Source organism: Candidatus Thiodiazotropha endoloripes (genome assembly GCF_001708965.1).
GTDB classification, from domain to species: domain Bacteria; phylum Pseudomonadota; class Gammaproteobacteria; order Chromatiales; family Chromatiaceae; genus Thiodiazotropha; species Thiodiazotropha endoloripes.
The window spans coordinates 105,562-131,202 of sequence record NZ_LVJW01000007.1 but is presented as its reverse complement, the minus strand read 5'-3'; the positions used below and the strand labels follow the sequence as shown (position 1 = coordinate 131,202).

At 53.3% G+C, this 25,641-nt stretch carries 25 protein-coding genes; 13 read left to right on the top strand and 12 right to left on the bottom strand.

Annotated elements, in window-relative coordinates; translation table 11 throughout:
• Positions 1–78: 78 nt before the first annotated feature.
• From A3193_RS19030 to A3193_RS19015, 4 genes are read right to left on the bottom strand one after another with little or no spacing between them, the layout of a single operon-like run.
• Positions 79–459 (bottom strand): VOC family protein, encoded by a 381-nt coding sequence (locus A3193_RS19030; protein WP_069015608.1) that lies wholly within the window; start codon positions 457–459, stop codon positions 79–81.
• Positions 460–510: 51 nt separating this feature from the next.
• On the bottom strand, positions 511–888 hold the full coding sequence (locus A3193_RS19025; RefSeq protein ID WP_069006426.1) for a hypothetical protein: 378 nt from the start codon (positions 886–888) through the stop codon (positions 511–513).
• Positions 889–1,317, bottom strand: a complete 429-nt coding sequence (locus A3193_RS19020; protein ID WP_069006427.1) for a DNA polymerase III subunit chi — start codon at positions 1,315–1,317, stop codon at positions 889–891.
• Positions 1,318–1,362: 45 nt separating this feature from the next.
• Positions 1,363–2,856, bottom strand: a complete 1,494-nt coding sequence (locus tag A3193_RS19015; RefSeq protein WP_069015607.1) for a leucyl aminopeptidase — start codon at positions 2,854–2,856, stop codon at positions 1,363–1,365.
• 333 nt (positions 2,857–3,189) lie between these two features.
• Between A3193_RS19015 and lptF the strand changes: the two genes are divergently transcribed.
• The 4 genes from lptF to nspC all read left to right on the top strand — a co-directional run bounded on the left by lptF (position 3,190) and on the right by nspC (position 8,410).
• On the top strand, positions 3,190–4,296 hold the full coding sequence (gene lptF, locus A3193_RS19010) for an LPS export ABC transporter permease LptF (RefSeq protein ID WP_069006429.1): 1,107 nt from the start codon (positions 3,190–3,192) through the stop codon (positions 4,294–4,296).
• Between the two features lie 237 nt (positions 4,297–4,533).
• Positions 4,534–5,598, top strand: a complete 1,065-nt coding sequence (gene lptG, locus A3193_RS19005; protein ID WP_069006430.1) for an LPS export ABC transporter permease LptG — start codon at positions 4,534–4,536, stop codon at positions 5,596–5,598.
• A 474-nt stretch (positions 5,599–6,072) separates the two neighbouring features.
• On the top strand, positions 6,073–7,281 hold the full coding sequence (locus A3193_RS19000) for a saccharopine dehydrogenase family protein (protein ID WP_069015606.1): 1,209 nt from the start codon (positions 6,073–6,075) through the stop codon (positions 7,279–7,281).
• Complete coding sequence (gene nspC / locus A3193_RS18995) at positions 7,274–8,410, top strand: carboxynorspermidine decarboxylase (protein WP_069015605.1); 1,137 nt, start codon at positions 7,274–7,276, stop codon at positions 8,408–8,410. The genes A3193_RS19000 and nspC overlap by 8 nt, the downstream gene beginning before the upstream one ends.
• Positions 8,411–8,654: 244 nt before the next feature.
• Here nspC and A3193_RS18990 read toward each other — a convergent pair whose 3' ends face one another.
• The 6 genes from A3193_RS18990 to A3193_RS18965 all read right to left on the bottom strand — a co-directional run bounded on the left by A3193_RS18990 (position 8,655) and on the right by A3193_RS18965 (position 12,958).
• Positions 8,655–10,028 (bottom strand): HD-GYP domain-containing protein, encoded by a 1,374-nt coding sequence (locus A3193_RS18990; RefSeq protein WP_069015604.1) that lies wholly within the window; start codon positions 10,026–10,028, stop codon positions 8,655–8,657.
• A gap of 266 nt (positions 10,029–10,294) precedes the next feature.
• Entirely contained in the window at positions 10,295–10,570 is a 276-nt protein-coding gene (locus tag A3193_RS18985; protein ID WP_139117075.1) for a hypothetical protein, read from the bottom strand.
• 340 nt (positions 10,571–10,910) lie between these two features.
• Positions 10,911–11,366 (bottom strand): lipocalin family protein, encoded by a 456-nt coding sequence (locus A3193_RS18980; protein ID WP_235615052.1) that lies wholly within the window; start codon positions 11,364–11,366, stop codon positions 10,911–10,913.
• A gap of 77 nt (positions 11,367–11,443) precedes the next feature.
• Positions 11,444–11,890 carry a VOC family protein gene (locus A3193_RS18975; protein ID WP_069006436.1) on the bottom strand — a complete coding sequence of 149 codons (447 nt, stop codon included), beginning with the start codon at positions 11,888–11,890 and terminating at the stop codon, positions 11,444–11,446.
• On the bottom strand, positions 11,887–12,771 hold the full coding sequence (locus tag A3193_RS18970; RefSeq protein ID WP_069015603.1) for a hypothetical protein: 885 nt from the start codon (positions 12,769–12,771) through the stop codon (positions 11,887–11,889). Before A3193_RS18970 ends, A3193_RS18975 begins: the two co-directional genes overlap by 4 nt.
• Complete coding sequence (locus A3193_RS18965; RefSeq protein ID WP_069015602.1) at positions 12,761–12,958, bottom strand: hypothetical protein; 198 nt, start codon at positions 12,956–12,958, stop codon at positions 12,761–12,763. Before A3193_RS18965 ends, A3193_RS18970 begins: the two co-directional genes overlap by 11 nt.
• Positions 12,959–13,098: 140 nt before the next feature.
• Between A3193_RS18965 and A3193_RS18960 the strand changes: the two genes are divergently transcribed.
• Complete coding sequence (locus tag A3193_RS18960; RefSeq protein WP_069015601.1) at positions 13,099–14,346, top strand: class I SAM-dependent methyltransferase; 1,248 nt, start codon at positions 13,099–13,101, stop codon at positions 14,344–14,346.
• Here A3193_RS18960 and A3193_RS18955 read toward each other — a convergent pair.
• Positions 14,331–15,080: a DUF429 domain-containing protein gene (locus tag A3193_RS18955; RefSeq protein WP_069006440.1), complete on the bottom strand. Its 750-nt coding sequence runs from the start codon at positions 15,078–15,080 to the stop codon at positions 14,331–14,333. The two genes, A3193_RS18960 and A3193_RS18955, sit on opposite strands and share 16 nt — an antisense overlap.
• A gap of 583 nt (positions 15,081–15,663) precedes the next feature.
• On the opposite strand from A3193_RS18955, the gene A3193_RS18950 reads away from it, so the two are divergent.
• The 3 genes from A3193_RS18950 to A3193_RS18940 are packed head-to-tail and all read left to right on the top strand — an operon-like array spanning position 15,664 to position 19,563.
• The gene (locus A3193_RS18950; RefSeq protein ID WP_069006441.1) at positions 15,664–17,646 is read left to right on the top strand and encodes a cytochrome C; all 1,983 of its coding nucleotides are present in this window, start codon (positions 15,664–15,666) and stop codon (positions 17,644–17,646) included.
• A gap of 27 nt (positions 17,647–17,673) precedes the next feature.
• The gene (locus A3193_RS18945; RefSeq protein WP_069015600.1) at positions 17,674–18,255 is read left to right on the top strand and encodes a c-type cytochrome; all 582 of its coding nucleotides are present in this window, start codon (positions 17,674–17,676) and stop codon (positions 18,253–18,255) included.
• Positions 18,256–18,276: 21 nt separating this feature from the next.
• Positions 18,277–19,563, top strand: a complete 1,287-nt coding sequence (locus A3193_RS18940; RefSeq protein WP_069006443.1) for an FCSD flavin-binding domain-containing protein — start codon at positions 18,277–18,279, stop codon at positions 19,561–19,563.
• A 67-nt stretch (positions 19,564–19,630) separates the two neighbouring features.
• Here A3193_RS18940 and A3193_RS18935 read toward each other — a convergent pair whose 3' ends face one another.
• Positions 19,631–20,746 carry a GGDEF domain-containing protein gene (locus A3193_RS18935; RefSeq protein WP_069015599.1) on the bottom strand — a complete coding sequence of 372 codons (1,116 nt, stop codon included), beginning with the start codon at positions 20,744–20,746 and terminating at the stop codon, positions 19,631–19,633.
• Positions 20,747–21,077: 331 nt separating this feature from the next.
• Between A3193_RS18935 and A3193_RS20620 the strand changes: the two genes are divergently transcribed.
• From A3193_RS20620 to A3193_RS18915, 5 genes are all read left to right on the top strand, one after another.
• Positions 21,078–21,221, top strand: a complete 144-nt coding sequence (locus A3193_RS20620) for a hypothetical protein (protein WP_155523037.1) — start codon at positions 21,078–21,080, stop codon at positions 21,219–21,221.
• 318 nt (positions 21,222–21,539) lie between these two features.
• Positions 21,540–22,295, top strand: coding sequence for a GntR family transcriptional regulator (locus A3193_RS18930; RefSeq protein ID WP_069015598.1), 756 nt, complete (start codon positions 21,540–21,542; stop codon positions 22,293–22,295).
• Positions 22,296–22,297: 2 nt separating this feature from the next.
• On the top strand, positions 22,298–23,044 hold the full coding sequence (locus A3193_RS18925) for a (Fe-S)-binding protein (RefSeq protein WP_069015597.1): 747 nt from the start codon (positions 22,298–22,300) through the stop codon (positions 23,042–23,044).
• Positions 23,041–24,462 carry a LutB/LldF family L-lactate oxidation iron-sulfur protein gene (locus A3193_RS18920; protein WP_069015596.1) on the top strand — a complete coding sequence of 474 codons (1,422 nt, stop codon included), beginning with the start codon at positions 23,041–23,043 and terminating at the stop codon, positions 24,460–24,462. Before A3193_RS18925 ends, A3193_RS18920 begins: the two co-directional genes overlap by 4 nt.
• Entirely contained in the window at positions 24,455–25,096 is a 642-nt protein-coding gene (locus tag A3193_RS18915) for a LutC/YkgG family protein (RefSeq protein WP_069015595.1), read from the top strand. The genes A3193_RS18920 and A3193_RS18915 overlap by 8 nt, the downstream gene beginning before the upstream one ends.
• Positions 25,097–25,641: the final 545 nt, after the last annotated feature.

The following is a 25,641-nucleotide window of genomic DNA, read 5'->3' as shown; positions in this document are numbered from 1 at the left end:
GCAACCACTCAAGACTCATACCAAATTGAGAATAACCCCCGGTCCCTGAGAATATACACGCACTACCAGGCAGCAGTATCATTTCCGGTTCGCAATCTCCAGAAGATTGCCATCAGGATCACTCAGGTAGATTGATAGAATTGGCCATTCAGCGCCGGTTCGTTCCACCGGCCCTTCGATGATCTCAACCTGATTCTGCTTCAGATGAGCAGCCACTTCATTCAATGGCACATCGGTCAGAAAACAGAGATCGGCTGAGCCTGGTGTTGGTAAGGCCGCTTTGGGTTCGAACTCTTTATGATGCTGATGCAGATTGATTTTCTGTGATCCAAACCTGAGGGCTTTTCTGCCACCGGCAAACTCCACCAGCTGCATACCCAATATGCGCGTGTAAAAGTCGCAACTCATTTGGATATCTCTGACGGTCAGTACCAGATGGTCGAGTTGGATGATTTTCATGACCGACAGGCAAGGCTAGTTAAATTGAATCGGGATAGAATCCTTTGGCGCTCAATCCTGCTCAGGGTCGAGTTGTCCCCTTGGACCGAACTCCATATCGAGGCGTTGGTCGATGTGATACCGGATCTTCTGCTCGAGGGTCGTATCCAGTTCATCGTGCAGGGCTCTTGTAATCTGTTCCCCGGCTTCCTCGATGGCACGTTCGAGTACCTCTGACAGCATCTTGCTGAGGTCATCCTGCAGCTGCTTTGCAATCTCATCACGCATCGCCAGCAGAACTTCATCGTACTCGGGAATCCCACTATCCTCCGAGGCTTCAGGCAGCTTGGTGAAGGTGTGAAATTCTGAAGCGAGCTCATCAGGTTCGACGACATCCTCCAGCAGAGGTATGGCTTCATCAACTTCCGGCTTTTTCTCTTCGTCGCTCATCTATCTGATATCGTGTTTGTTCAACGGATAACCCCGGTCGCGGTAGAATTTGAATCTCTCCCGGCCCGCCGTCACTACGGGTGGCTCCTGGTCGATGATTTCAGCAACCCGCTGGAAGCGGCTGAAAAAGTTTGGCACCTCTCGGCCTAAATTTATCAATACATCCTGCTCTTCTCCAGCTTCCTGCTGATGACTGATAATGACCGGAGTGACACGGTGATCACAATGCTCGGCAATTCCATGGGGCACGAAACTGCCCTGGCGAAAGGTCCAGAGCAGACGCTCCATGTGTCTTGTCTCATCTTCACTTTCAGTATGGATGAGAATACGGCGTCCCTGGTGATAGATCTTTTCACACAACCGGCAGGTCAAGGTGAAACGATTACCCCTGGAGCCTTCATCAAGTACATAAAAGTCAATCTGTGTCATGGATACTATCCAGCACACCGGTCAAGCCGGAACTCAAGATCGGACTCATAATCCGCAACGCCCCATCAGAAAGCGTGTCAGCAGGGGAACCGGACGACCCGTGGCCCCTTTCGCTGCACCTGAACGCCAGGCAGTACCGGCGATATCCAGATGAGCCCACTTGAACTTCTTGGTGTAGCGGGAGAGAAAACAGGCTGCGGTAATGGTACCGGCACCCTTGCCGCCGATATTGGCCATGTCGGCAAAGTTGCTGTCGAGCTGCTCCTGGTATTCATCCCAGAGAGGCAGTTGCCAGGCCCGGTCACCACAGGATGAGCCGGCATCCAGCAACTCCTCCGCCAGCGCCTCGTTATTCGCCATCAAACCGGAGGCCTGATTGCCCAGGGCAACGATACAGGCACCGGTCAGGGTGGCGATATCGACGACTGTGGCCGGATTGAAACGCTCACTGTAGGTCAGAGCATCGCAGAGGATCAGCCGTCCTTCCGCATCTGTATTGAGCACTTCGATGGTCTGTCCGGACATACTGGTAACCACATCCCCCGGTTTGTTGGCATCCCCATCCGGCAGATTTTCGGAACTGGGAACCACCCCGATCAGGTTGATCGGCAGATCCATCTCAAGGCAGGCCATCATGGTGCCGAAGACGGATGCACCACCACACATGTCATACTTCATCTCATCCATCGCCGCTGCCGGCTTGAGCGAGATGCCACCAGCATCGAAGGTGAGTCCCTTGCCGACCAGTACCACCGGCTTGGCATCCGCTTTACCGCCCTGGTAGTTCATGATGATCAGTTTCGCAGGCTGACGGCTGCCCCGAGAGACGGAAAGCAGGGCTCCCATACCGAGTTTCTCCATCTGTTTCTCTTCCAGCACCTGCACCTTCAGCTTGGCATGGGAGCGGCCCAGTTTTTTCGCCTGATCCGCCAGGTATGTGGGAGTGCAGTAGTTGCCGGGCAGATTGCCCAGATCCTTGGTCAGTTTGATGCCTTTGGCAATGGCTTTACCCTGCTGCAGGCCCTTCTGCGCCGTTTTCAGCTGACGTCTGTCAGCGAGCCAGACAGCCAGCCGTTTGAGTGGCCTCTGGCGCTTTTTGACGGTGCTTTTGGTCTCTGCGAACTGATACAGACTCTCTTCAGACTGGATGATGGTTTCGCGCACGATACCGGCCTCGGGGATATTACTCACCGCAACGTCGCACAGACCCCAGACAGCCTCGATGGCATGCCCATCATTGAGACTTTTTATACTGGCTGTGAGAGCCTTCATATAGCGCTTGCGATTCAACTCGGATGCTTTACCCAGCCCGAGCAGCAGTACCCGCTCCGCTTGAATCCCCGGTACATCATAAAGCATCAACTGCTGACCGCTCTCACCATTCATGTCTCCCCGCTTGAGAATCTCCTTGAGATGGCCTTTGCTGGCTCTATCCACCAGCAGTGCTGAAGGCGAGAGTTGCCGCTTGGCAAATACCCCCAGAATCAAACAGGCAGTGCGTTGTTTGGTCAGGTCACCGGTTTTGATGCTGTATTCCATGAAGTCAAAGGCCTCTTCTAGTCGTTTCTCACTTATAGTGACACATCTTATGGGAGGCAAGAGAAGCCGACAACCTGAAAATCGAAGGGATAGAAAAGTGTCTGATCTGTTCTATCCAGTGGGGATCGTATTTCAATAAGGCCATGTGGAATTTGATCCCGTTAGCCGGTCCGAACAGATAACAACCAGCCAAACAGCCATCCAGAGCTCTCTGCTGTCAGTTAAAAGCTGTTTCCATTTGCGGACTTAAGCCTGATTTGCGAGGATTTGCGGCGGAACAGCCTGAATTGAATGAATGATTTCTGAAATACACACCACCGACGGGAAGTCACCTTGATCACACTGATCGATCGCTATCTGCTGCGCGAGGTATTGAAGGCGATGTCGGCGATCCTGCTGGTGTTGACCCTGATCCTCTCCAGTAACAGCTTCATCAAGCTGCTCAAGGAGGTCGCCACAGGCGAGCTGCATGCGGAACTGCTTGCTCAGGCCCTGGCACTGCAAATGGTGGTCTACTTCTCCCGACTGATCCCGCCGGCATTCTTTTTTGCCGTGCTCTATGTGGTGGGCAGAATGTACCGGGACAGCGAGATGGTGGCCTTGGAGTCCTGTGGCATCGGTGGCATGCGGATCTACCGATCCATGGTCCTGGTGGTCGTGCCGGTGGCACTGATCACCGGCTGGCTCTCGCTCTATGTCACTCCCTGGGCCGGCCGCCTGAGCGCCGAACTGCTCAGCAGCCAGCAGGGGCAGGCGATGGAGCTGGCCGGGATCAGTGCCGGTCGTTTCAACGAATACAGTCAGGGAGATCTGGTGCTCTATGTGGAATCCCTGGACAGTGATGAGCGCCGCATGCAGAAGGTTTTCGTACAACAGCGCCGGGAGGGTGCATTGACCCTGGTGAGCGCGAAACGGGGATATCAACGGATCGACAATAATACCGGTGACCGCTATCTGGTGCTGGAGGATGGGCTGCGCTATGCCGGCATACCTGGACAGGCTGACTATCAGGTCAGTGAGTTTGATGAGTATGCACTGCTGATCAAGGCCTCATCCGGTGGAGAGGCGAAAGTGACCCGCAGATCCCTCTCCAGTTACGATCTGCTCCTCTCGGATTCAATCAAGGATCGGGCTGAATTCCAGGTTCGCCTCTCCCAGGTGCTGGGTCTGTTGGTGTTTGCCCTGTTGAGCCTCCCCCTGAGCCGGACTCTGCCAAGACAGGGCCCCTTTGGCCGGCTGGTGTTCGCCTTTGTGCTCTACACCGTCTACCTGAGCCTGCAGGGCGCTGCGGAAAACTGGATGATCCATGCCCGCACACCGGAGTGGCTGGGTATCTGGTGGGTCCATCTGACTCTGGCGGTCGTCGGCCTGCTGATGCTGTTGCCCGATACGCCGCCGATTCGCCGTTTGCGGCGCCGTCTTAGGAGTCAGCCGGCATGATCCTAGATTCCGCAGTTGACCGCTCCATTATGTTGCTAAGTTATTGAATGAGATGAAAAAAGTTTCGATAGAGGGTATCCCTAACCGGGTGAGTCACGCTACAGTGCGAATTGCGCGCTTATGGCGGCGTATGGCGGCATTGCAACTCCTTGCACTAGCGGGTTATTGCGCGTCGCTGCGCCTAGCCCTCCCCCCCCACAAGCGCACACTTCACCCTGTCCAACTACGGATTCTAGGATGATCACTACCCTGGATCGCTACATCGGAAGATCGGTACTCACCGGTGTGCTGGCGGTGATGTTACTGCTGCTGGTGCTGATCGGCTTTTTTGAGGTAGTGGCCGAGCTGGAGGATGTTGAGCGTGGTTATACCACCGGCAAGGCCTACAGCTATGTGTTTCTGGGACTACCCCGATACATCTATGAGTTGTTTCCGGTGGCGACCCTGCTCGGCAGCCTGATCGGGCTGGGAATTCTGGCGGGTAATTCGGAGTTGATGGCGATGCGCGCCGCCGGGATCTCCATCGCCAGGATCGTCTCATCGGTATTGAAGGCAGGATTGCTGATTCTTGCCGCGGTGATCTGGGTTGGCGAGTATCTGGCCCCACTCACGGAACAGCAAGCGCAACGCATGAAGATGGAGGCGCTCTCCGATCAAATCAGTCTGAAGACCCGCTACGGGTTCTGGTCCCGTGACGACAACACCTTCATCAACATCCGTCAGGTGTTGCCGGATGCGCAACTGGCCGATGTCTCTCTGTATGAATACGACGGTGCTTCCCGCCTACTCCGTGCGATCTATGCTGAACGGGCAAGCTATGAGTCTGACGGCTGGGTCTTGCATGCTGTCTCGGTAAGTCGGTTTAGCGATCAACGCATCCAGGTCAGCCAGCAAAAAAAGCTCACCTGGCAGACCCAACTGGAACCGGCTTCTCTTGATGTATTGACGGTGAAACCCCATATGCTCGCTGCCTGGGACCTGTGGCGCTACATCGACTATCTGCGAAACAATGGGCAGGCATCGGTCAGTTATGAAGTTGCCTTCTGGGGCAAGCTCGCCGCACCTCTGGTCACCCTGGTGATGCTGTTGCTGAGCATCCCTTTCGTGTTCGGATCTCTACGCAGTGTCAGTGTGGGACAGCGGGTATTCGTCGGAGCGATGCTGGGGATTGTGTTCTACCTGCTCAACCGGGCCTTCTCCTATATGGCTGTGGTTTACTCGTTTAATGCCCTGTTCGCCACCGCTTTACCGCTGCTGTTCTTCATGGGATTGGCCTGGTGGATGTTCCGACGGGTGCCTTAGTTTTCTGTCCGCGAATGGACACCAATTGCAGCAAAACAATCACAGGCGATCACTACTGTACCGTTAACTCAAAATCATCCAAGGAGATGCATAAAAGTTCCTCTCCCCCAGCCTCTCTCCCGCAAGGTGAGAGGGGAGCTATTCTCTCCCTGAGAGGTACACTGATGATTGGTGCATTTTCTAGTCTTAATCTTCTGCTTGGTTATCTCTTTTCATGTCACAAACCTCTATAGACTAGTGAAACCTACTGAAATTAACTCGTTGTATCATATCGATCAAAGTTAACGGAACAGCAGAGGTCAATTGCATTTTTTTGTTTCCATTTGCGGTGATTGGCGTTCATTCGCGGCCAATGGAATATTCAGATAGTTCTAGTTTTATTAAACTCTGCAGGCTGAAAAAAAGCACAAGACAAAACCCATAATCTGGGACTAAAATCCGCACATATTCCTAATCTCTCCGGGAAGTTGAACCATGAGTCGAGTCTTGATAATCGGTGCAGGCGGCGTTGGCAGAGTCGTCACTCACAAGTGTGCCCAGGTCACTGAGGTTTTCAGTGAAATCTGGCTGGCCAGCCGAACCCTTTCCAAGTGTGATCAGATAGCCAGTGAGATCGATTCCACGACGATACAGACCGCCCAGGTGGACGCGGACAATGTGCCGGAGCTGGTCGAACTGATCAAACGGGTTGAGCCCCAGCTTGTCATCAATGTCGCTCTGCCCTATCAGGATCTGACCATCATGGATGCCTGTCTCGAGACCGGCATGCACTATCTCGATACGGCCAACTACGAGCCACCGGACGAAGCGAAGTTCGAGTACAAATGGCAATGGGCCTACCAGCAGAGATTCCAGGCGGCGGGGCTGACCGCCCTGCTCGGTTCCGGTTTCGATCCCGGCGTCACCAACGTGTTCATTGCGTATGCGCTGAAACACCATTTCGACCGCATACATCAGGTGGATATTCTCGACTGCAATGCAGGCGATCACGGCTATCCGTTCGCCACCAATTTCAATCCGGAGATCAACATCCGGGAGGTCACCGCCAACGGTCGCTTCTATGAAAACGGTCAATGGGTTGAAACCAGACCGATGGAGATCTCCCGGGTATTCGATTTCCCGCAGATCGGCCCGCGCAAGATGTTCCTGCTCTACCATGAAGAGATGGAATCTCTGACCAAACATATTCCGGTAGAGCGGATGCGCTTCTGGATGACCTTCGGTGAAAGCTATCTGAAACATCTCGAAGTGATCCAGAACCTTGGACTGGACAGCATCCAGCCGATCGAGTTTCAGGGACAGCAGATCGTACCCTTGCAGTTTCTCAAGGCACTGCTGCCGGATCCGGCTACCCTGGGGCCCCGCACCAAAGGAAAAACCAATATCGGCTGCATCATCAAGGGTGAAAAGGCGGGCCAGCCTGTCAGCCGCTATATCTACAATGTCTGTGACCATCAGGCCTGTTATCGGGAGACCCGGGCCCAGGGTGTCTCCTATACCACCGGTGTACCGGCAATGATCGGCGCCAAGATGATTCTGCAAGGCAAGTGGCGCAAGCCCGGTGTGTGGAATATGGAGCAGTACGATCCGGATCCCTTCATGGCAGATCTCAACCGTTATGGCCTGCCCTGGCAGGACCAGGAATTTGACATCGATATCGACACGTTGCCTGTTGATGAGTAGTGAATTTGAATCACTGCCCTCGCCCTGCTACCTGCTCGAAGCTGCCAAACTGAGACAAAATCTCCAACTGATCGATCGGGTACAGAAGGCATCTGGCTGCCATATCATTCTGGCACTGAAGGGCTTTGCCATGTGGTCGACCTTCCCCATGGTGCGTGAGTATCTGTCGGGCTGTTCCGCCAGTTCCTACAATGAGGCGCGGCTGGCCAAAACCCACTTCGGCGGGCATGTTCATCTCTACGCCCCAGCCTACTCTGAAACGGAGTTTCCCGAGTTGCTGCCACTGGCCGAACGGATCAGTTTCAACTCCCTCTCCCAATGGCAACGATTCGGTGATCAGGCACTGGCCGCAGAAAAGTCCTGCGGTTTGCGAGTCAATCCAACCATTAATGAGGTGGCAACCGACCTCTACAATCCGTGTGATAATCAATCCAGGCTGGGTATCTCAGTGGAACAGGCCGCAGCGGGGGTACCACCCGGTATTGAAGGCCTGCATGTACACGCCTTGTGCGAATCCGACTCCAATGCGACTTTCAGACTGATCCAGGCGGTGGAAGAGAAGTTTGCTCACTGGCTGCCGAAGCTGAAGTGGTGCAATCTGGGTGGTGGCCATCTGATGACTCGCAAGGGTTACGATGTAGCGGCTCTGATCGAGATGTTAAAAGGTTTTCGGCAACGCCATCCACATTTGGATATTGTGCTTGAACCCGGCTCAGCCATCGCCTGGGATACAGGCCCGCTGGTCGCAACGGTACTGGATCTGATCGAGCGGGGCGGTGTCGCCATCGCATTGCTGGATGTCTCTGCTACCGCGCATATGCCCGATGTATTGGAGATGCCCTACCGGGCAGAAGTTCGCCATGGTGCTGAAGCGGGCAGCCGGCCTTATACCTATCGACTCACCGGCCCTACCTGTCTGGCCGGCGATATCATCGGGGATTACGCCTTTGATCAACCACTGCAGTTGGGTGAGCGGGTGATCTTTGAAGATATGATTCACTACACAATGGTCAAGACCACCCAGTTTAACGGTGTCCCACATCCGGCCATCGCGATTCGTCATGAACAGGGTAACATCGAAATCATCAAACAGTTCAGCTATCACGATTACGAGCGTCGTCTCTCATAACAGTACCATTCGATAGCGGCTTGGAATTACCGACAATTGATATAAAAAGCTCAGTTAAGCGAGAGTTGTTCTGCTTTAGATAAGATTGATTACACCCTCTACGTGATATACAGCAGAAGATGAAACCAAGCCAAAAATCACTGAGCGCATATTGATGCTGAGTGTAGATCTTTCATCAACGTGAGTTTAATAACATTTCCATACACAGGATCTGAGCAGCAACCACACCCATTTGCAGCCTCTCCTAACTCAGCCGATCAAAGATTTCCTGAATCGATTGTATCGATGTCTCAATGTGTTCCAGCATCATAGTGTCACGAGTTGCCTTTGAATCGCTGTAACTATGAAACATCCGGACAGTATTACGAATCTGCCAGGTTAGCTCTTTGATCAGCAACTCAATCTCATTGAATTCCCCCATGATCTGTTGATCAACACCGGACAACTCGCTTTCCTTATGCAGCCAAGCAGCAATTTCATTACTCAACAGCCCGGATTCATGCAGAGTGGAACGTATTCTATGGGTGACTGCGGCTAATGCGGATAGTTGCTTGGCATCATGCTGGTCTATTCTGTCACTGAGCTCCAAGAGATTCTCGTGAATATCATCAAGGGCCTGCTTTGCCTCTCCAAGAATATCGATCTGTTTCCCCAGATTCTTGGCATAATCCTGCGGGCAGTCTTCAGCTTTCAGTCTGACCGGCTGCAGGCCTGACTTTTTGATAATAGACATCGTCGCTCGATATACTTCATAACCATTGGTGGTAGGATTAAGTTGCAGATAGGGTTTGATATCACCAAGGGTCCGTTGACTGTTTCGAAAGGATTTGACGCGGATGGAATGGATGCTGTCGGTCATGTTTAAGATCTTTCCAGGTATGCCTAATTGCTCCTCATTCAAAGCAAATGGATAACCAGCTCCAAAGCAGTCCTCATGGTGTTCTATCACAGCACGGGAAACTTCTGGATAGATACATGGCACAGAGTCAGCGATAATCTTACCAATAATGACATGAGCACGTACGGTCCTCCACTCCTCAGCGGAGAGTTTTCTGTTGCTGCAGACAATTTCAGGATCCAAATGAAGCAGACCAATATCGTGTATCAGGGCCGCGACGAGGGTGTCACGCCTCTGATCCATGCTCAGCCCCATCTCCCGTGCAATCATGGTAGACAACCAGGCAGCAAAAATGCTCTTTTCAAACTCCGTATGCATCTGAGCCTCAAGCACGGTCAGTTTTTGAGTCAATAGAGGATGAAGTCTTTCCAGTTGAAGCAGTTTCTCGAACTCAGGGCCATAATTCAGGGCCTCGTTCATCCGACGCAGATCAGGATACTTATCTAACAGAAGCCTGTATTCACTGATCAGGCTCTGAGTATCCGCCTGATGTTCCAAACCGATATGATTGTCCAGAGGTTTCAGCAACTTGTGCTTGATCAGTTGCTGTCGTACACCCTGGTCGATATTGACGCCCTTAGGCGCCAGCAGTACACCCTTATCATTGTGGATATCGGATGTGGTAAACGCCTGGTTTCCCTTACTAGAGATCTCTGACAAGTGAACGGAATAGAAACCGTTCTTGGCGTGGTCTACATACTGCTGTATTAACTCTTCCATTACCACCACGTTCTACTGCTACGTAGTTATTACAACTTAAAACTATCCCAAGTACATAAATTCTAACTATCAATCCATTGTCATATGGAGTCCGTCATAGAATCCTTGTTGCTCTCACACAGCGGCCTGCTGAATAGATACTTTAGAGTTTTCAGGCTTTATTATCCCAGTGACCGAGTCAATCGTGTTAAGGGCTTAAAACAGACCTTTGATCAAGGCGAGACTCACCGGGTTATTGGAATCCTTAAACACAAATCCAAAAGGAGCTAGGCCAGGCTTTCAATCAGAGGTATCTCCTTACCGTCAATTCCGGCTTTTGACTGGCGACTCTGAGTCAAAACCCTACGGCATATTTTTTTATCCAGAAGGGCCACGGCCTGACGTTCGAGATATTCGGCCCCCTTCTCATCACCCGCATCCCGCAAGCGAACGGCCATTACCTCCAACTCACGAACAGAGGTCTGTTTGACCATATGCCGGAAGCCTTTCTGTTTCGGCCTGGTATCATCCATGCCTGGAAGCAGTTCATTATCAGTCAACATGTCACTTCCCCCGCTCTGTTTGCAATCCATTCTTGTTTGGACTTTTTAACCCTGTCTGAAACGATCACAGCCACTCTAATCTCTACAGACTCCACCCTGACCAACCTGGGATTCCTCCACCGAAACCGGTGACTTACCAAACTGTAAGCCTGCTTTATTCAGTAAGTTAATTAAATAATAGTCGTTTAAATAATCTCTGAAGTGATCTTTGACACTGCTACTTTGTGACAAATTACTGATCTATAAAACAGCGGAAGAGTTCAGTAAGAAGGACTTTCTGACACAAGCTGGAGTGTCCCTGGGGTGCTGCTTGGGCTGGGGCGTGTGGAGGATTTGGCGTCTATTGCTTCGTTTTTAACAGTTTGGCCGGATCATAGCCGGAAGCTTGAACAATACGCTCAACCAGTTGCCATTTATCTGTGGTGATTTTGGGTTGCCGCGACAATACCCACAAATACTTTCTGCTCGGCATGCCAACCACGGCGTAGTCGTAATCATTGCCAAGTCCCAGGATCCAATAGTCACCCCAGAACAGATTCCAGCCAAACAGGGAAACGAAACTGACCTCCAGTTTCGCATTCGAACGACTATCCACGATACGTCCGATACCCTTCGCCTCATCCATCCCGCCCTGTTGATCCCGACAGCGATTGATGACCTGAATATCGCCAGTCTCAAGCTGTCTGTAGTTTGCCGTTACCTCACCGGCACAATGATTCTGAAAGCGATTGGGTAGTCTGGCAACTTCATACCAGTTGCCAAGGTAGCGTTGCAAATCCACACTGGAAACAGTCATCAACTGTGATGGATTCTGTGCACAGCCCATCGACGCGACCGATAACAGAACAATCAGGCTAGTCACCAACAGTCGGTTCATGAGGAGAGGTCGAGGGGTTTGACCGGGTCATCGATCCAGCTTTTGTCCTGCTGCCAATCGATGGACGGATCATCCACATAGAGTTCGATCTCATTACCATCCGGATCTACAAGATAGATACTCTGACTGACCGTATGGTCAGAAAGACCGGCTATCTGAATACCGGCTTCGTTGAGTCGGTCGAGGGCCTGTTTCAGCGCAGCCAGTTGATCACCCACTTTCCAGCCAATATGATAAAGACCGGTTCGGCGACCCTGAAGTGGACCGGGCGCCTCTCCCACCTCAATCAGCAATAACTCGTGATGGGTACGTCCACCACTGAACATGACTCCTTTGCCACCAAAGATCTGACCCTGTACCTGCAGGCCCAGCGCTGCTGAATAGAAGTTTACTGAAGCCTGCAGATTTTTCACATAGAGCGCCACATGGCCAAGCTCGATCATCGTGTTATCCCACTGTTATCTGTTGTCAATCTGGTCTGCACCCTGGGAGTCATGATTTTATCCTGATCCAGTATTTCCGGATAGAGTCGCCAATAGTACTCAATCTGGGAAGCTCGCCGTCCCAGATTCGATTCCAGCCGACGCCGCTCTGCCTCCTGCAGGGTTGGCAGGGTCAGCAGCGCGGGGGCGATCCAATCCACATATCGTTGCACCAGGGCACGACTCTGATCGTCCGGCCAATCTTCTGTCAGACCAAAGCTTGGTAAACCGGCCCGGTCGATCCGCTCACCCTGGTCGGTCTCGGCATACTGACGATCCACATCCCAGGTCACCCAGAGGTGATTGACATGAAAACCCGCTCTTTTCCTGACCAGCCTCTCCAACCGATCGATTTCCGTAAAGTGGTGGTCTCCGCCAACCCTGGAACGCTCCAGACAGCCTCGCCAGAAGCGGGGTTTGTGATTGCTGTGTCTGGGTCCTGGCAGCATTGACATCAGCAGCGCCAGCGGTTTGAGATCTGTCTGATCCAGTAACCATAACTCACGCCGGTCTGTTAAAGGAAAGGGTAGTTCATGATGGTGTTGCAGGATCTGTTTTATCAGCAGATTACACAGATCGTCATGCCAATCGCCGGTTATCATCGGTGCTTTGATCAAACCCTCCTTTTCAGACCAGAGACCGACCAATTGCCAGTTATTGATCGATGCATGGGCATTGAGACTTCCCCAACCGCCATGTCGGACAACCTGTAACTCGATATGCCACACCCTGCCGTTGGTCGTTGAGGCCCGTCCACCATCCAGTTCGATGATCTGCAGAACACCCAGAAACGGATTCAAACGACGTAACCCGTAGCAACTGACTGATGAGTTACCGATCATTGGCATTCTGCCAAATTCCTGTGTAACTCTTCGAAAATGGTTCCGCAAGATGCAGAGATTCAGACGCAATCACCTCCAACAGATAGCCAATTCCATGCTCAACCCTCTCGATCTGCAGAGGCTCGGTTATTGAGTCGAGTTGTTTGCATACCTGTTGTAGATCGGCATAGGGATCCAAACCATTCATTGAAAATACCCTCCTGCACTTGGCACAGGCGTTGTTCTCTTTCAGGCTATGACAATAATTGTACATTTTAGTTTGTTTTGTACAAGTATTTGACCTAATATTTGTACCATCGGAAATCAAGGTATTACCGGTGGAGAACCATGAACCAGCAGACCAAACAAACAGAGCCACCCCGGGTCCTGGAAGGTCAGGGATTGGCCTCAGTCACTCTGACAGCCCACTGGTCTGATGAGCAGGCATCCCATGTGGAGAGGTTTCATGTTGAGAAGTTCAGTATCTGGCGTGAGGTGGATAGGCTACCGCCGGCAATCGCCTGGAATCTTTGCGGGCTGCAGCAGGGAGACCGCCTTGAAGCCCCTATCCACCCCGGCGATGTCGTGGAGAATTGGCAATTAACACGCCAGATTGTCACCAATCCAGCCTATTTCGATCGCCACCATTGCCCGGGACTCGAGGTCACACCCAGACTGGGACGCTTCTACCCGCAAGGTTTTTTCAAGGGGGTCGCCGGTATCTACAGTGAAGCGGCCGAACCAGCCAGGATCATCGAACTGAGCAAAGAGCAGATGAAGCTGGATCTCAACCACCCTCTGGCCAGAACCCGCATCAAACTGCAACTTAGTATCGACAGGGTCCAGCCGGGGTACGACAAACGGAGCGGTCGCTGTGACAGCCTCCTGGATGAGTTACTGAAATATCCGGGTCTGACAACACCACTGGAGCGTGGAAAGGATATTGATTTCGGAGATGATGCCAACGGCCTGACACGCATGGATGAGAGAGCGGATGAAGCATTCTACGCCACACCCCGCCTGATCCAACATCTTGACTCCCTGGCGCGTCAGCATCTCAATGCACTCTACCGGAGACTTATCCCGCCCCGGGCCGAGGTACTCGACCTGATGGCAAGCTTTGATTCCCATCTGCAGGGAGCCGATCTGAGCAAGTTGCACCTGCTGGGGATGAACGAACAGGAGTTGTCGCAGAACCGGCTTGCAGAGACCCGAATCGCACAGGATCTGAACCGGAAGCCATATCTGCCGTTTGACAGCGACAGCCTTGATGCCATCCTCTGCACAGCAGCCATCGAATATCTGACAAAACCCACCGAAATACTGGCGGAAACCCTGAGGGTATTACGACCCGGTGGCATTCTGCTGGTCAGCTTCAGCAACCGATGGTTTCCCACCAAGGCGATCAGGATATGGAGCGAATTGCATGCGTTTGAACGGCTTGGAATGGTAACCCAGTGGTTGCGCCAGGCCGGCTATAACAATCTCAATACCTTCTCAGCCCAAGGCTGGCCACGACCTGCCAATGACATCTATGCAGGTCAGACGCCCTGCTCCGACCCTGTCTATGCCGCATGGGGTTACAAAGCGGATTGATCCGCAAGCTTGCTTCCCTGAGGTACCCAGATATAGCCCGTTTCCACATCACCGAAAACCAAGCCTGGGGTGTTGAGCGCATAGAGACCGGCAATATAGAGACAGATCACCGCATCCAAAGCATCCTCATTGGACTTCAATGACCTGCCTGCAAGCTGATCGATCTCTGCCGGATCGAAATAGTTGTGCAGATCCGGATCGATTTCGAGTGGCAACACCGGGCTGCTGATCAGGCGACCTATCAGTTCCGCCAGCTGTTTCTGACCGGCCCGTTTTTGTGCCACAGGACCTTTCTTATAGAGCAGTCTACGGTCGAGCCCGAAGAACTCGATCATCGCAGGATGGGGGTAGCATTCAATCTGCCACTTGGCCTGCCCTAAATGTTGAAAACCCTCTCTACTGAGCTGACTGGACAACGCCACGCTATCCGCTTGGGGATAGAGGGTGGTATTGGAGGCATGGCAGGCTGCCCCTCTGGATCCGTAGACTCTGGAAAGGGCTTTTTCACATGGCCGCTGGCCATGTTGATTGGGGATGATCAGCGAGGCATCGATGGCGACTCCCGACAAACCGTCAATAGCGCTCAGATGTCTCATCAGTTGATTGACAGGAAACAGGCCGACCTCGATTGTCCGCAGCTTGAGCACACCTTCAACCAACTCTCCACTGGCCAAAGCCGTTGGATTGCTGTCGCTATGCCAGGCCAGATCCACACCGAGAAGTTGTTGCTTCAAATCATCTCCCTCACATATCGATTGACAGTTGCCGCTCGTTCAAGCTCAACATAGACCTTCACCCTGGAAGGAGACCCACTCCCGGAGGAATATAACATCTCCATAACCGGGACTGATTGTTCCCCTGAAAACAGATCACTGGATAGCAAGGATTTTCAATCCGGGCAGAGAATAAATTGAACAAACTTGAGGTGTTTATGAGAACAATTCAGCGAGTCGGGATAAGGGGAATTCCCAGCAGTTGGTGCCGAATCGATTGTTGCAGTGCAATAACTGAAAATGCAAAAAGAGCCCGAATAATGCTTCAGAAATAACAACACTGATTTCATTGATAATCGTCAACTGCATTGTTATTCTTTGGCGATTATGAGGTTCAGGCATGGTATAAATGCCGAACAAACGATTCCCTGGGTGGAACGGATCGCTCACCTTTTACTAGGGCCTGTTAACACTAATCCAATAGGCCCTAACTAGAATCAACCCGGCATGCGATCAATCAAGTAGTAGCACAAACAGTACACGCCCCGTCGTCGATGGATCGGTTGTGTGTTTGAAAAAGAATTTAAAAAAGGGGGAAGGCGACATGCCTAACACTGTTTCCAGGCTTGCTACCTGGCTCATTCCATTCTTTCTGATTCTGGTTGTACACTCCGTTCACGGGGCCACAGAGCCCGCCATCAACATCCTCGGTGAAGAACCCCCGGAAGGATTTGATCCGGTTACCGGTGAACGTATCATCTCCAACGAACGCTGCCTGACCTGCCATGGCGATGAGCAGATGAAGACCGATGTTCGCGACGATGGCAGCGAAGTGAAGATCTTCGTCCACAGCAAGCAGATTCGGGAGAGTGTGCATGGTGAACTGAACTGTAACAGCTGCCACATCACCATCGACCGGGTCCCCCACCGCAAGGCACCGGCAGTCATCGTCGGCTGTCTCGATTGTCACCGGGAGACCTGGGAAGAGGTGAAGAACGATCCGGACGGCAAGCACGAGCGGCTCAAAGTCGTCAACGAGTCGATCGACAGCTACATGCTATCGGTCCACGCCCAGCCCAATTCACTGGATCAATCCCGCACCAATGCCACCTGTTACGACTGCCATGAAGCACATAATGTGGGTGAACTGGGTAGTATTCAGCGCGCCGAAAAGCGCCTCAAGAATCCTGAAGTCTGCGGCAAATGCCATGAGCAGCAACTGGAGGATTACCGCACCTCGGTTCATGGTGTCGCACTGCTGGAACAGAATGACAGTGAGTCGGCCGTATGCTCCGACTGTCACACCACCCACCAGATCGACTCACCGGACACAGACAAGGCCAAACTGGCGATCACTAAAAACTGTGGCGACTGCCATGAAGAGGCCCAACGTACCTACTTCGACTCCTATCACGGTCAGGTGCACCGCCTCGGTTATACCAACACCGCCAAATGTCATGACTGTCACGGCAGCCATAAGATCAAAGGCGAGGATGATCCCACTTCAGAGATCCACGCCAACAACCGCCTGGAGAACTGCCGGGTCTGCCACGAAGACGCGAATGAGAACTTCCTGACATTCTGGCCCCATGGCGATGCGGATGACCGGGAGAACTATCCTGGCCTCTGGTTCTTCAAGCTGTTCATGCAGACACTGATTTTCGCAGTCATGGCCTTCTTCTGGGTACACGTACTGTTGTGGCTCTACCGTGAGGTCATGGACCGACTCCAAGGCAAAGGCTTCATCGAGGATCTGGATAAACCGGACATCGTCTATTTCCGCCGCTTCCCAGTCGTCTGGCGCTGGATTCACGGCCTCTTCGCCATCTCAACCATGACCCTGATCCTCACCGGCACCACGCTGCTGTTCGCCCATACCGGTTGGGCCAAGGCAGTGGTGGTATTCCTCGGTGGAACCGAAATGGAGGGTATCATCCACCGTACGGCTGCAGTAATCTGGTTGGGAATATTCCTGGTCCATCTGATGATCGCCGTAACCAACATCATTCGCGAGGGTAAAGACTTCAAATGGTTCGGCAGCACTTCCATGTTGCCTAATTGGAAGGATTGGAGTGATCTGAAGGGCATGTTCAGATGGTTCATCGGTAAAGGTGAACGTCCGGAATTCTCCCACTGGACCTATTGGCAGAAGTTCGACTACTGGGCCCCATTCTGGGGTGCCGCAGTAATCGGCACATCCGGCATCATGCTGTTTGCACCGGAGAAGACAGCCCTCATTCTGCCTGGCTGGATGTTCAACATCGCGACCCTGATTCACGCTGAAGAGGCACTGCTGGCAGCCATATTCCTCAACTCGGTGCACTTCTTCAATGTGCACTTCCGGCCTGAGCGCTTCCCGATGAGTACCACCATCTTCACCGGCGCCATTCCATTCGAGGAGTTCCGCCACGACCATCGCGAAGAGTACGAGCGACTGGCCGCCACTGGCGAGATCAACAACTACCTGGTCAGAAAACCCTCTCGCCGAGCAGATCTGGCCGCCTCTTTTATCACTACGGTGTTGATCATGGCAGGCCTGGCTTTGCTCACCCTGGTACTGATCGGCCTGGTAACCTCACCGAATTGATAGGCAGGGAAACTGCAGAGAGAGAAAATGATGAAAAAGAAAATGCACTATCTCCTGCTGGGACTAGCAGTATTGTTTCCAGCCACCGCTCCGGCGGCGCCCACTGGCCAGGCGTTGGCTTTCACCTGCGCCGGCTGTCATGGTACAGACGGCTCAAGTGTCGGTCCCTCGAGCCCATCCATCGCGGGCATGGATCCGGAAGTGTTTATCGATGCCATGCAGGGTTACAAGTTCGATGAGCGCAACTCCACCATCATGAACCGTATTGCAAAAGGCTATAGCGAGGAGCAGATTAAAAGTATGGCCTGGTTTTTCGCCAAACAACCACTAAAACTGATGCCACAGAAGCATGATACGGCAATGGCCAAACTCGGCGCCAGACTGCACGATGAGCATTGTGAAAAGTGCCATGAGGATGGTGGTAAACCGGGTGATGCCGGCACCCTGGCAGGTCAATGGATGCCCTATCTGCACTACACCATGGATGATTTCATCGATGGCCGCCGGGAATACCCGAGGAAGATGAAACGCAAAGTCGATGCCGCCATCGAGGCCGAAGGTGATCGGGCCATTCCGGCTCTGATTCATTACTACGGCAGCCAACACTGATTCCCGGGACAGGAAAAGAGCATGACAGAGATTAACCGTCGAGATTTTATTCGATTCGCCACTGTTGCCGGGGCATCCCTTGGCTTTCCCCAACTTGCACTGGCTGCCAATCCAAAAGTGGTGGTGGTTGGTGGCGGCGTCGGTGGCTGTACAGCCGCCAAATATCTGCGCAAGCTGCACCCGCAGGTTGATGTCACCCTGATTGAGACAAAGAAGGTCTACCAATCCTGTTTTATGAGTAACGAAGTACTCAGTGGTGACCGCACTCTGGATTCCATCACCTTCGACTATGAAGGATTGAAGCGCCATGGGGTGAAAGTGGTGATCGACCGGGTTGACGCCATCGAGCCTGACAAAAAGCAGGTGGTTACCCAGGGCGGCGAAACTTTCGCCTACGATGCATGCATCGTCTCACCGGGTGTGGACTTCAAGTGGGATGCGATTGAGGGTTACGACGAGAAGGTCGCGGAAGTGGTGCCTCACGCCTGGTTTGCCGGCCCTCAGACAACCACCCTGCGCAATCAGATTCTGGCCATGCCGGAAGGTGGCAAGGTGATCATCGTCGCGCCACCCAACCCTTACAAGTGCCCACCCGGCCCTTATGAGCGGGCTGCACAGATCGCCATGTACTGCAAGCACCACAAGCCGAAGGCGAAAATCCTGATCCTCGATCCAAAGGACAAATTCTCCAAGCAGGGTCTGTTTACCCAGGGCTGGAGCAAGCTCTATGGCTTCGGTACTGAGAACAGCATGATCGAGTGGGTTGGCGCTGCCGGTGGTGGCACGGTTGAGGAGCTCGACCCTTCCACCATGACACTGCAGGCGGAGATCGAGGAGTTCCAGGGTGATGTGATCAACATCATTCCACCGCAGAAAGCGGGCAAGGTTGCCTTTGCCTCCGATCTGACGGATGGGGACTGGTGTCCGGTCAATAAATTGACCTTCGAGTCCAGCAAGCATAAAAACGTCTACGTTCTGGGTGATGCCTCAAGCGCCGCGAAGATGCCGAAATCGGCCTACGCCGCCAACTCCCAGGCCAAGGTTGCCGCGGCTGCCATTGTCTCGCGTTTCAATGGCATCGAACCACCGGATCCCACCTTCGTCAACACCTGCTACAGCATCCTCGGCGAAGAGCACGGTATCTCCGTGGCGGCGGTCTATACCCTGGACAAGAGCAGCAATACCATCCTGCCGGTCAAAGGCGCCGGCGGCCTCTCCCCGATGGACGCCTCGGATCAGCAACGCAAGCGTGAAGTCAGCTATGCACACAGCTGGTTTGCCAATCTGATCGACGACATGATGATGTAGCCAATAGATCAGAAGGCCGCTTTGCGGCCTTCTGTTGACGCTATAGAGTCGCTTGTTTCAATCCGATTCAAACCAAAGAGAGATCGGGCCGGCCATTCTCCCGGGCAACATCCTCCGTTGTTCTGACACAGTTTTTACCGCACCTTTTCGCAAGATAGAGCGCATTGTCCGCAGCATCGAACAACTCCAGCATGCTCTGTCCCGGTTGATACTCCGCGACGCCGATACTGATGGTTATCCTTTCACTGATCAGTGACTGCTCCCGGTCTAAATCCTGGATGGCTTTTCTGATCTTGTCCGCAATGTAGACCGCGTCTGCCAGGGACGATTTATCGAGCAGAATGGCAAACTCCTCTCCCCCCCAGCGAGCCAGGGTATCGATGTTTCGGATCTGGGACTGCACCAGATTGGCGATCTGTTTGAGAATCTCATCCCCGAGCAGATGCCCGTAGCGATCATTCATCGCTTTGAAATCGTCAATATCCAGCAGTGCAAGGGAGAAGGACTGATTGACCCGTAGTGAGCGGTTCACTTCGCTGTTGAAATTCTCTTCCAGGCCACGTCGGTTCAGCAGGCCGGTCAATTGATCCCTACGGCTGATATCCAGGATCTGTTTGTTAAGCCCGTTCAACAGAGCAGCTGCCTTGGCGCGGGAATATTCCAGACTCCAGACCAACCAACTCAATGCAAACAGGGTGGCGATGAAGCGGATTTTGAAGGTCTCCGAATATTGCGGGGTTAATCCATAGTCATCTCCGAAACCCAACAGCACAGAGAGCAGCGCGATTACAAACAGGGATAAAAAATAGCCGTGCAAGTGGCCCAACAGGGAGATGATGATAACCACGATAGGATAGGTCCAAAGGGGACCGGTTGCCTCTACCCCCCCACTGATGATCAGATAGACTACCTGCACCAGCATGACCGTACTGTAGAGCCAGGCCGCGATCTTGTGGTTTTCGGTCTTCAGAACAAACAGGTTGATGCCGATGGCTGCCAGTAGCGAGCCGGAGAGGAAGTAGGCGACCTCGTAACGCAGATTGATATAGCTGGCCATGGCAAAGGCAGCGAGAAAAAATGCACCAATCAGGAAGATCAGATGATATTGAATACGCCGCCGTTCAGCCTCGATTGAGTTGAAATCATTCAAGGCCTGGCGGGGTTGACTGAATAGGGACCTCATCCCCTAAGCATAGTACATCGAGCCATCGATCGCATGATTTAACTCACTGAAAAACCAAGGGATTAAGTAATTTATTTCATTTTTTGTAAAACAATGCGATTAATCAATCCGGATGATATCGCGGTACTGACCAGAATTCCCAGCTGCAAAAGGCACGGCGGTGAAGATGCCCCTTTCTGTCCCAGCAGGCCGGCGTTGTAACCTGGGGTGGTCCAGCCGGCGTTCACCTGACCTTTTGAGACCGACGCCAGAATCCCCTTGGCCGGTAACAGTTTTCCAGGCTCATAGATTTAGATCTTAACCGAACCGCCGGAAGCGGTGTTGACCTGTATTGCGAGCCATTTGGGGGGGGCGAGTCGAGACCGGTCAGGTGGGTACAAACCAGACCGGCACCCTGAGCAGGACTTTCTTGGCAGCAAAGGTGGGGGTGGCAACCATCGACAGTGACAGCAGTGCTGCACTCGCCAGGATCTAGAACGTTTTATTTCATGGGTTATTCTCCGATAGGGAAGGTGATCACAAATGCCACCTATTGGCTAAATCCAACCATTCGGTTTATTGGTCTGTCCAATTTATGAGGATAAGGAAAATTCTTCTGTCAACCCGGCATAGACCCTCAGCCACCCTTTAAAATCTGTCAATAATGCCATTATTTACTGGTTATTAGCTGTTTTTGACTTGTCATATAGACTCCCGACGAATGAAATCATTATTCTGAATCTGCTCTTGTGGTTCCATTGAATGCAGTCTAAACTGCCCAAAATGGTAATTGGTAAGACCATAAAGACAGATAATGCAGCGTAGAAAACTCTCGGATCAGATCGCAGAACAACTGGAGGGCATGATTGCCGACGGCACCCTCAAGCCCGGAGAGCGTCTGCCCGCCGAGAGACAGCTGGCGGAAAGATTGGGAATCTCACGCCCCTCTCTACGGGAGGCGATCCAGAAACTCTCCAGCAAAGGGCTGCTGCACACCCATCAGGGCGGCGGCAACTATGTCACCGAATCCCTGGCACACAGCTTTACCGACCCGTTGATGGCTCTGCTTCAGGACCAACCGGATGCGGAGTTCGATACCCTGGAGGTGCGTAAAGAGCTCGAGGGCGTGGCCGCTTTCAATGCGGCAACCCGCGCCACGGAGAGCGACCGTCAACGGATCTGGAGCCGATTCAACGAGATGGTTGAGATTCACCGCGCCGAGGCCTCCAGTATCGAAAAGCTGCAGGCGGACGCGGCCTTCCACCAATCGATCACCGAAGCGGCCCACAATGTAGTGCTGGTGCACTTCACCAACGCCATACACGACGTATTGAAAAACACCGTCAGTGAATACCTGGACATGTTCTATGCAGAACCCACGTTCGTGGAAAAGCTGTGTATGCAACATAAAGCCATAGTCACCGCCATCATGGACCGGGACCCGGAACAGGCGCGGGACAAGGCACGCTTTCATCTGGAGTTTGCCTTTCAGGCATTCCATGAGTTCAAGAGCCAGGCCAGGCTGTCACGTAACTCAGAGCTGTACGCCTCCATGTTCAGTGAGGAGTAGCGATGAGCCAACCGGACCAGGTCTACTTCTTCGGCACCTGTCTGATCGACCTGCTCTACCCGAATGCGGGCCTGGCCGGCATGGCGCTGATCAAACGACAGGGTGTGAAAGTCATCTATCCCGCCTACCAGGGCTGTTGCGGTCAACCCGCCTTCAACTCCGGCTATCGCCAGGAGGCGCTGGCGGTGGCTCGTGCCCAGTTGAACTGTTTTCCTGAAGACTATCCCATCGTGGTGCCCTCCGGCTCCTGTGCGGGGATGGTCAAACACCACTGGCCGGAGCTGTTCGCCGGCCAACCGGACGAGTCCCAGGCGATCAACGCCGCACAGCGCACCTATGAACTGACTGAGTTTCTGGTCGATGTGCTGGCGCTGCAGCTGAAAGATCTGGGCCAACCGACCAGAATCGCCATCCACACCTCGTGTTCCGCACGACGGGAGATGGGGGTTGCAGACCGGATCGACTCGCTCATCGCCCAGCTCAGTAACGTGCAGGTCATGGAGCAAGCCCATAAAACCGAGTGTTGCGGATTCGGCGGCACCTTCTCCGTCAAGCAACCGGACATCTCCGGCGCCATGGTGGAGGCCAAGTGTGATGCCCTGCTGGCCAGCGGTGCCCAGATGGTGATCAGCCAGGATTGTGGTTGTCTGATGAACATAAGCGGTTCACTGGAGCATCAGCAACGTGAGCTGCCAACCCAGCATGTGGCGGAGTTTCTCCTGGATAGAACCAGCGGAGAAGCTGAATGAACCAATACCAGGCCTTCTACCAACGCATCGACAAGGCACTGCACAACGACCAGTTGCGGCGTAACTTCCGCAGTGCCATGGATGGCATCCGTGAACGTCGATTGGCCCAGTTCCCGGATGATCGGCAACTCCAGGCACTGCGTTATCGGGCGAAAGGGATCCGCAACCGATCCCTCAGCCGCCAGGCCGAGCTGCTTGAGCAGCTCGAAGCCAAACTCACCGAGAACGGTATCCAGGTACACTGGGCGGAGACCCCGCTGCAGGCCAACGCCTTGATCCATGAGATCCTCGAGGCAGAGCAGGCAACTTTTGTGGTCAAGGGGAAGTCGATGGTCTCGGAGGAGACCGATCTCAACCACTACCTGGAGCAACGGGGCATCGAAGTGATCGAGTCCGACCTGGGTGAGTACATCCTGCAGATGGCCCAGGAGCCCCCCTCCCATATCATTGTTCCGGCGATCCACAAGAACCGCTTCGAAGTGGCGGAACTGTTTCAGAAGTTTCATCCGGAACAGCCCTACACCGACGATGTTGACGAGCTGACCGGTTGCGCCCGCCAGGTGCTGCGCAAGAAGTTCGCCTATGCGGACGCCGGCATCTCCGGTGTCAACTTCGCCGTCGCGGAGACCGGTACCCTCTGCCTGGTGGAGAATGAGGGTAACGGCCGACTCAGCACCACAGCGCCCCGGATCCACATCGCCATCACCGGTATCGAAAAGGTGGTGGAGAAACTCTCTGACGTACCTCCGCTGTTGGAGATTCTCACCAAGTCCGCCACCGGCCAGCCGATCACCACCTATTTCAACATGATCAGCCGCCCCCGCCAGCCCGGCGAGAAGGATGGTCCGGAGCAGGTCCATCTGGTGCTGCTGGACAATGGAAGATCTCGCATCCGCCGTAACGAGGAGCTGGTCGACACCCTGCGCTGCATCCGCTGCGGCTCCTGTATGAACCACTGCCCGGTCTATGTACATGTGGGGGGACACGCCTACGGCACAACCTACCCTGGCCCGATCGGCATCCTGCTGGAACCGCAACGTCTGGGCATCGACAAGGTCGGCAGCCTGACCTCCGCCTGCACCCTGTGCGGAGCCTGCGGTGAGGTCTGCCCGGTGCGCATCCCGCTGCCTAAACTGATCAACCGTCTGCGTGCCGAAGCAGTGGAGGCAAAACCGAGCGAAAACGGCGTACCTGGAACAGGGGCTCTGCGCAGCCGAAGTGAAGCCCTGATCTGGAAACTCTGGCAGCATATCTACGCAAGACCCAGGATCTACCGTGCCTTCAAATATCTGGCAACCCGATTACGTCGCATCAAGCCGCCTCTCTCGAAGGGCTGGACACGTTATCGCCCCATCCCGACCCCCTCCTCCAAGTCACTCAGCGAACTGGCCCGCCAGCAGGGATATGACGATGAGTAGTACCAGAGACAACATCCTGCAGCGCCTGCGTGACAATCAGGTCGAGCTGGAGCAGCCAGAGCCAAGTACTCCCTCCCTGGAAGCCTGGAGCGTCGAACAACGCATCACCCGGTTTATCGAGAGCCAAAAGTCCGTACACGGTGAAGTCCACACCCTGCCCGCCGCCCAATGGATCGACTGGTTAGCGGAAGAGCTACCCAAGCGGGGCCTGCATCAAGTCCTGACCGGTACAGGAGACACCGGTAATCAATTGAGCATGAGTAACATTGAAAGCACCCTATTTCATCAATACGATCAACCCATCGAATCCTGGAAGCCCGAGCTCTTCTCACAGATTGATGCAGCCATCACCGGCAGCCGCTGTGGGATTGCCGAGACCGGCACCCTGGTGCTCATGCCAGACCGGGACGAGCCACGCTTGATGTCCTTGGTACCGCCGGTGCATATCGCTTTGCTGGATGCAACAAAACTCTATCAATCGTTTGCTGAAGTGATTGAGAAAGAGCAGTGGGCCGATGGTCTGCCAACCAATGTACTGTTGATATCAGGCCCCTCAAAAACGGCGGATATTGAGCAGACATTGGCTTATGGGATTCATGGGCCTAAGCAACTTATTACACTGCTTTTAGTGTAATGGGGATTTCAATAGGTCCTGTTTATGCTAGAGCTGTATAGAGTATGCCGTGACTGGCTGAAAAGCCTGCTGAGCGGATTCACCTGATCCAGAGAGACTTCTGCTAATAGGCTGACTTGTTGAGATATTCAACAACAGGATGCGCAAGCTTTTGCGGTGATTTGTATTTGTTTACGGCTGAACTATTTGCACTTAGAGTAAACAGAAACATACGCTATACCCATCCATTAACTGAACAACATACCCAGGGACATGATAACCGGCCTAAGCGGTAAATAGGGATATACCTTTGAGTACTCATTTCAATAAAAATTGCTGTTCGGCCATTTTCCAATCATCAGCGTCACTGCGTTCCTTACGAACGAAGGGTTCGAATCAAAACCTCTCTCTCCGCCATAAATAAAGGGTTTGAGGGTCTCCTTGGCTTGGGTGTGGGCGGAGGGTTGGGATTGATTCGCCTTCGGCTCACCCCTTCGGGGCGCCTACGTTTCACTGCAGCGTCCTGCGTCGCTTCGCTCCTGGTGATTCGCCTTCGGCTCACCCCT

Bases quoted from the DNA above. Each gene is read 5' to 3' on its own strand.
- A3193_RS19030 (WP_069015608.1), bottom strand. From the start codon at position 459: ATGAAAATCATCCAACTCGACCATCTGGTACTGACCGTCAGAGATATC.
- A3193_RS19025 (WP_069006426.1), bottom strand. From the start codon at position 888: ATGAGCGACGAAGAGAAAAAGCCGGAAGTTGATGAAGCCATACCTCTG.
- A3193_RS19020 (WP_069006427.1), bottom strand. From the start codon at position 1,317: ATGACACAGATTGACTTTTATGTACTTGATGAAGGCTCCAGGGGTAAT.
- A3193_RS19015 (WP_069015607.1), bottom strand. From the start codon at position 2,856: ATGGAATACAGCATCAAAACCGGTGACCTGACCAAACAACGCACTGCC.
- lptG (WP_069006430.1), top strand. From the start codon at position 4,534: ATGATCACTACCCTGGATCGCTACATCGGAAGATCGGTACTCACCGGT.
- A3193_RS19000 (WP_069015606.1), top strand. From the start codon at position 6,073: ATGAGTCGAGTCTTGATAATCGGTGCAGGCGGCGTTGGCAGAGTCGTC.
- nspC (WP_069015605.1), top strand. From the start codon at position 7,274: ATGAGTAGTGAATTTGAATCACTGCCCTCGCCCTGCTACCTGCTCGAA.
- A3193_RS18990 (WP_069015604.1), bottom strand. From the start codon at position 10,028: ATGGAAGAGTTAATACAGCAGTATGTAGACCACGCCAAGAACGGTTTC.
- A3193_RS18985 (WP_139117075.1), bottom strand. From the start codon at position 10,570: ATGTTGACTGATAATGAACTGCTTCCAGGCATGGATGATACCAGGCCG.
- A3193_RS18980 (WP_235615052.1), bottom strand. From the start codon at position 11,366: ATGACTGTTTCCAGTGTGGATTTGCAACGCTACCTTGGCAACTGGTAT.
- A3193_RS18975 (WP_069006436.1), bottom strand. From the start codon at position 11,890: ATGATCGAGCTTGGCCATGTGGCGCTCTATGTGAAAAATCTGCAGGCT.
- A3193_RS18970 (WP_069015603.1), bottom strand. From the start codon at position 12,771: ATGATCGGTAACTCATCAGTCAGTTGCTACGGGTTACGTCGTTTGAAT.
- A3193_RS18965 (WP_069015602.1), bottom strand. From the start codon at position 12,958: ATGAATGGTTTGGATCCCTATGCCGATCTACAACAGGTATGCAAACAA.
- A3193_RS18960 (WP_069015601.1), top strand. From the start codon at position 13,099: ATGAACCAGCAGACCAAACAAACAGAGCCACCCCGGGTCCTGGAAGGT.
- A3193_RS18950 (WP_069006441.1), top strand. From the start codon at position 15,664: ATGCCTAACACTGTTTCCAGGCTTGCTACCTGGCTCATTCCATTCTTT.
- A3193_RS18945 (WP_069015600.1), top strand. From the start codon at position 17,674: ATGATGAAAAAGAAAATGCACTATCTCCTGCTGGGACTAGCAGTATTG.
- A3193_RS18940 (WP_069006443.1), top strand. From the start codon at position 18,277: ATGACAGAGATTAACCGTCGAGATTTTATTCGATTCGCCACTGTTGCC.
- A3193_RS18935 (WP_069015599.1), bottom strand. From the start codon at position 20,746: ATGAGGTCCCTATTCAGTCAACCCCGCCAGGCCTTGAATGATTTCAAC.
- A3193_RS18930 (WP_069015598.1), top strand. From the start codon at position 21,540: ATGCAGCGTAGAAAACTCTCGGATCAGATCGCAGAACAACTGGAGGGC.
- A3193_RS18925 (WP_069015597.1), top strand. From the start codon at position 22,298: ATGAGCCAACCGGACCAGGTCTACTTCTTCGGCACCTGTCTGATCGAC.
- A3193_RS18920 (WP_069015596.1), top strand. From the start codon at position 23,041: ATGAACCAATACCAGGCCTTCTACCAACGCATCGACAAGGCACTGCAC.
- A3193_RS18915 (WP_069015595.1), top strand. From the start codon at position 24,455: ATGAGTAGTACCAGAGACAACATCCTGCAGCGCCTGCGTGACAATCAG.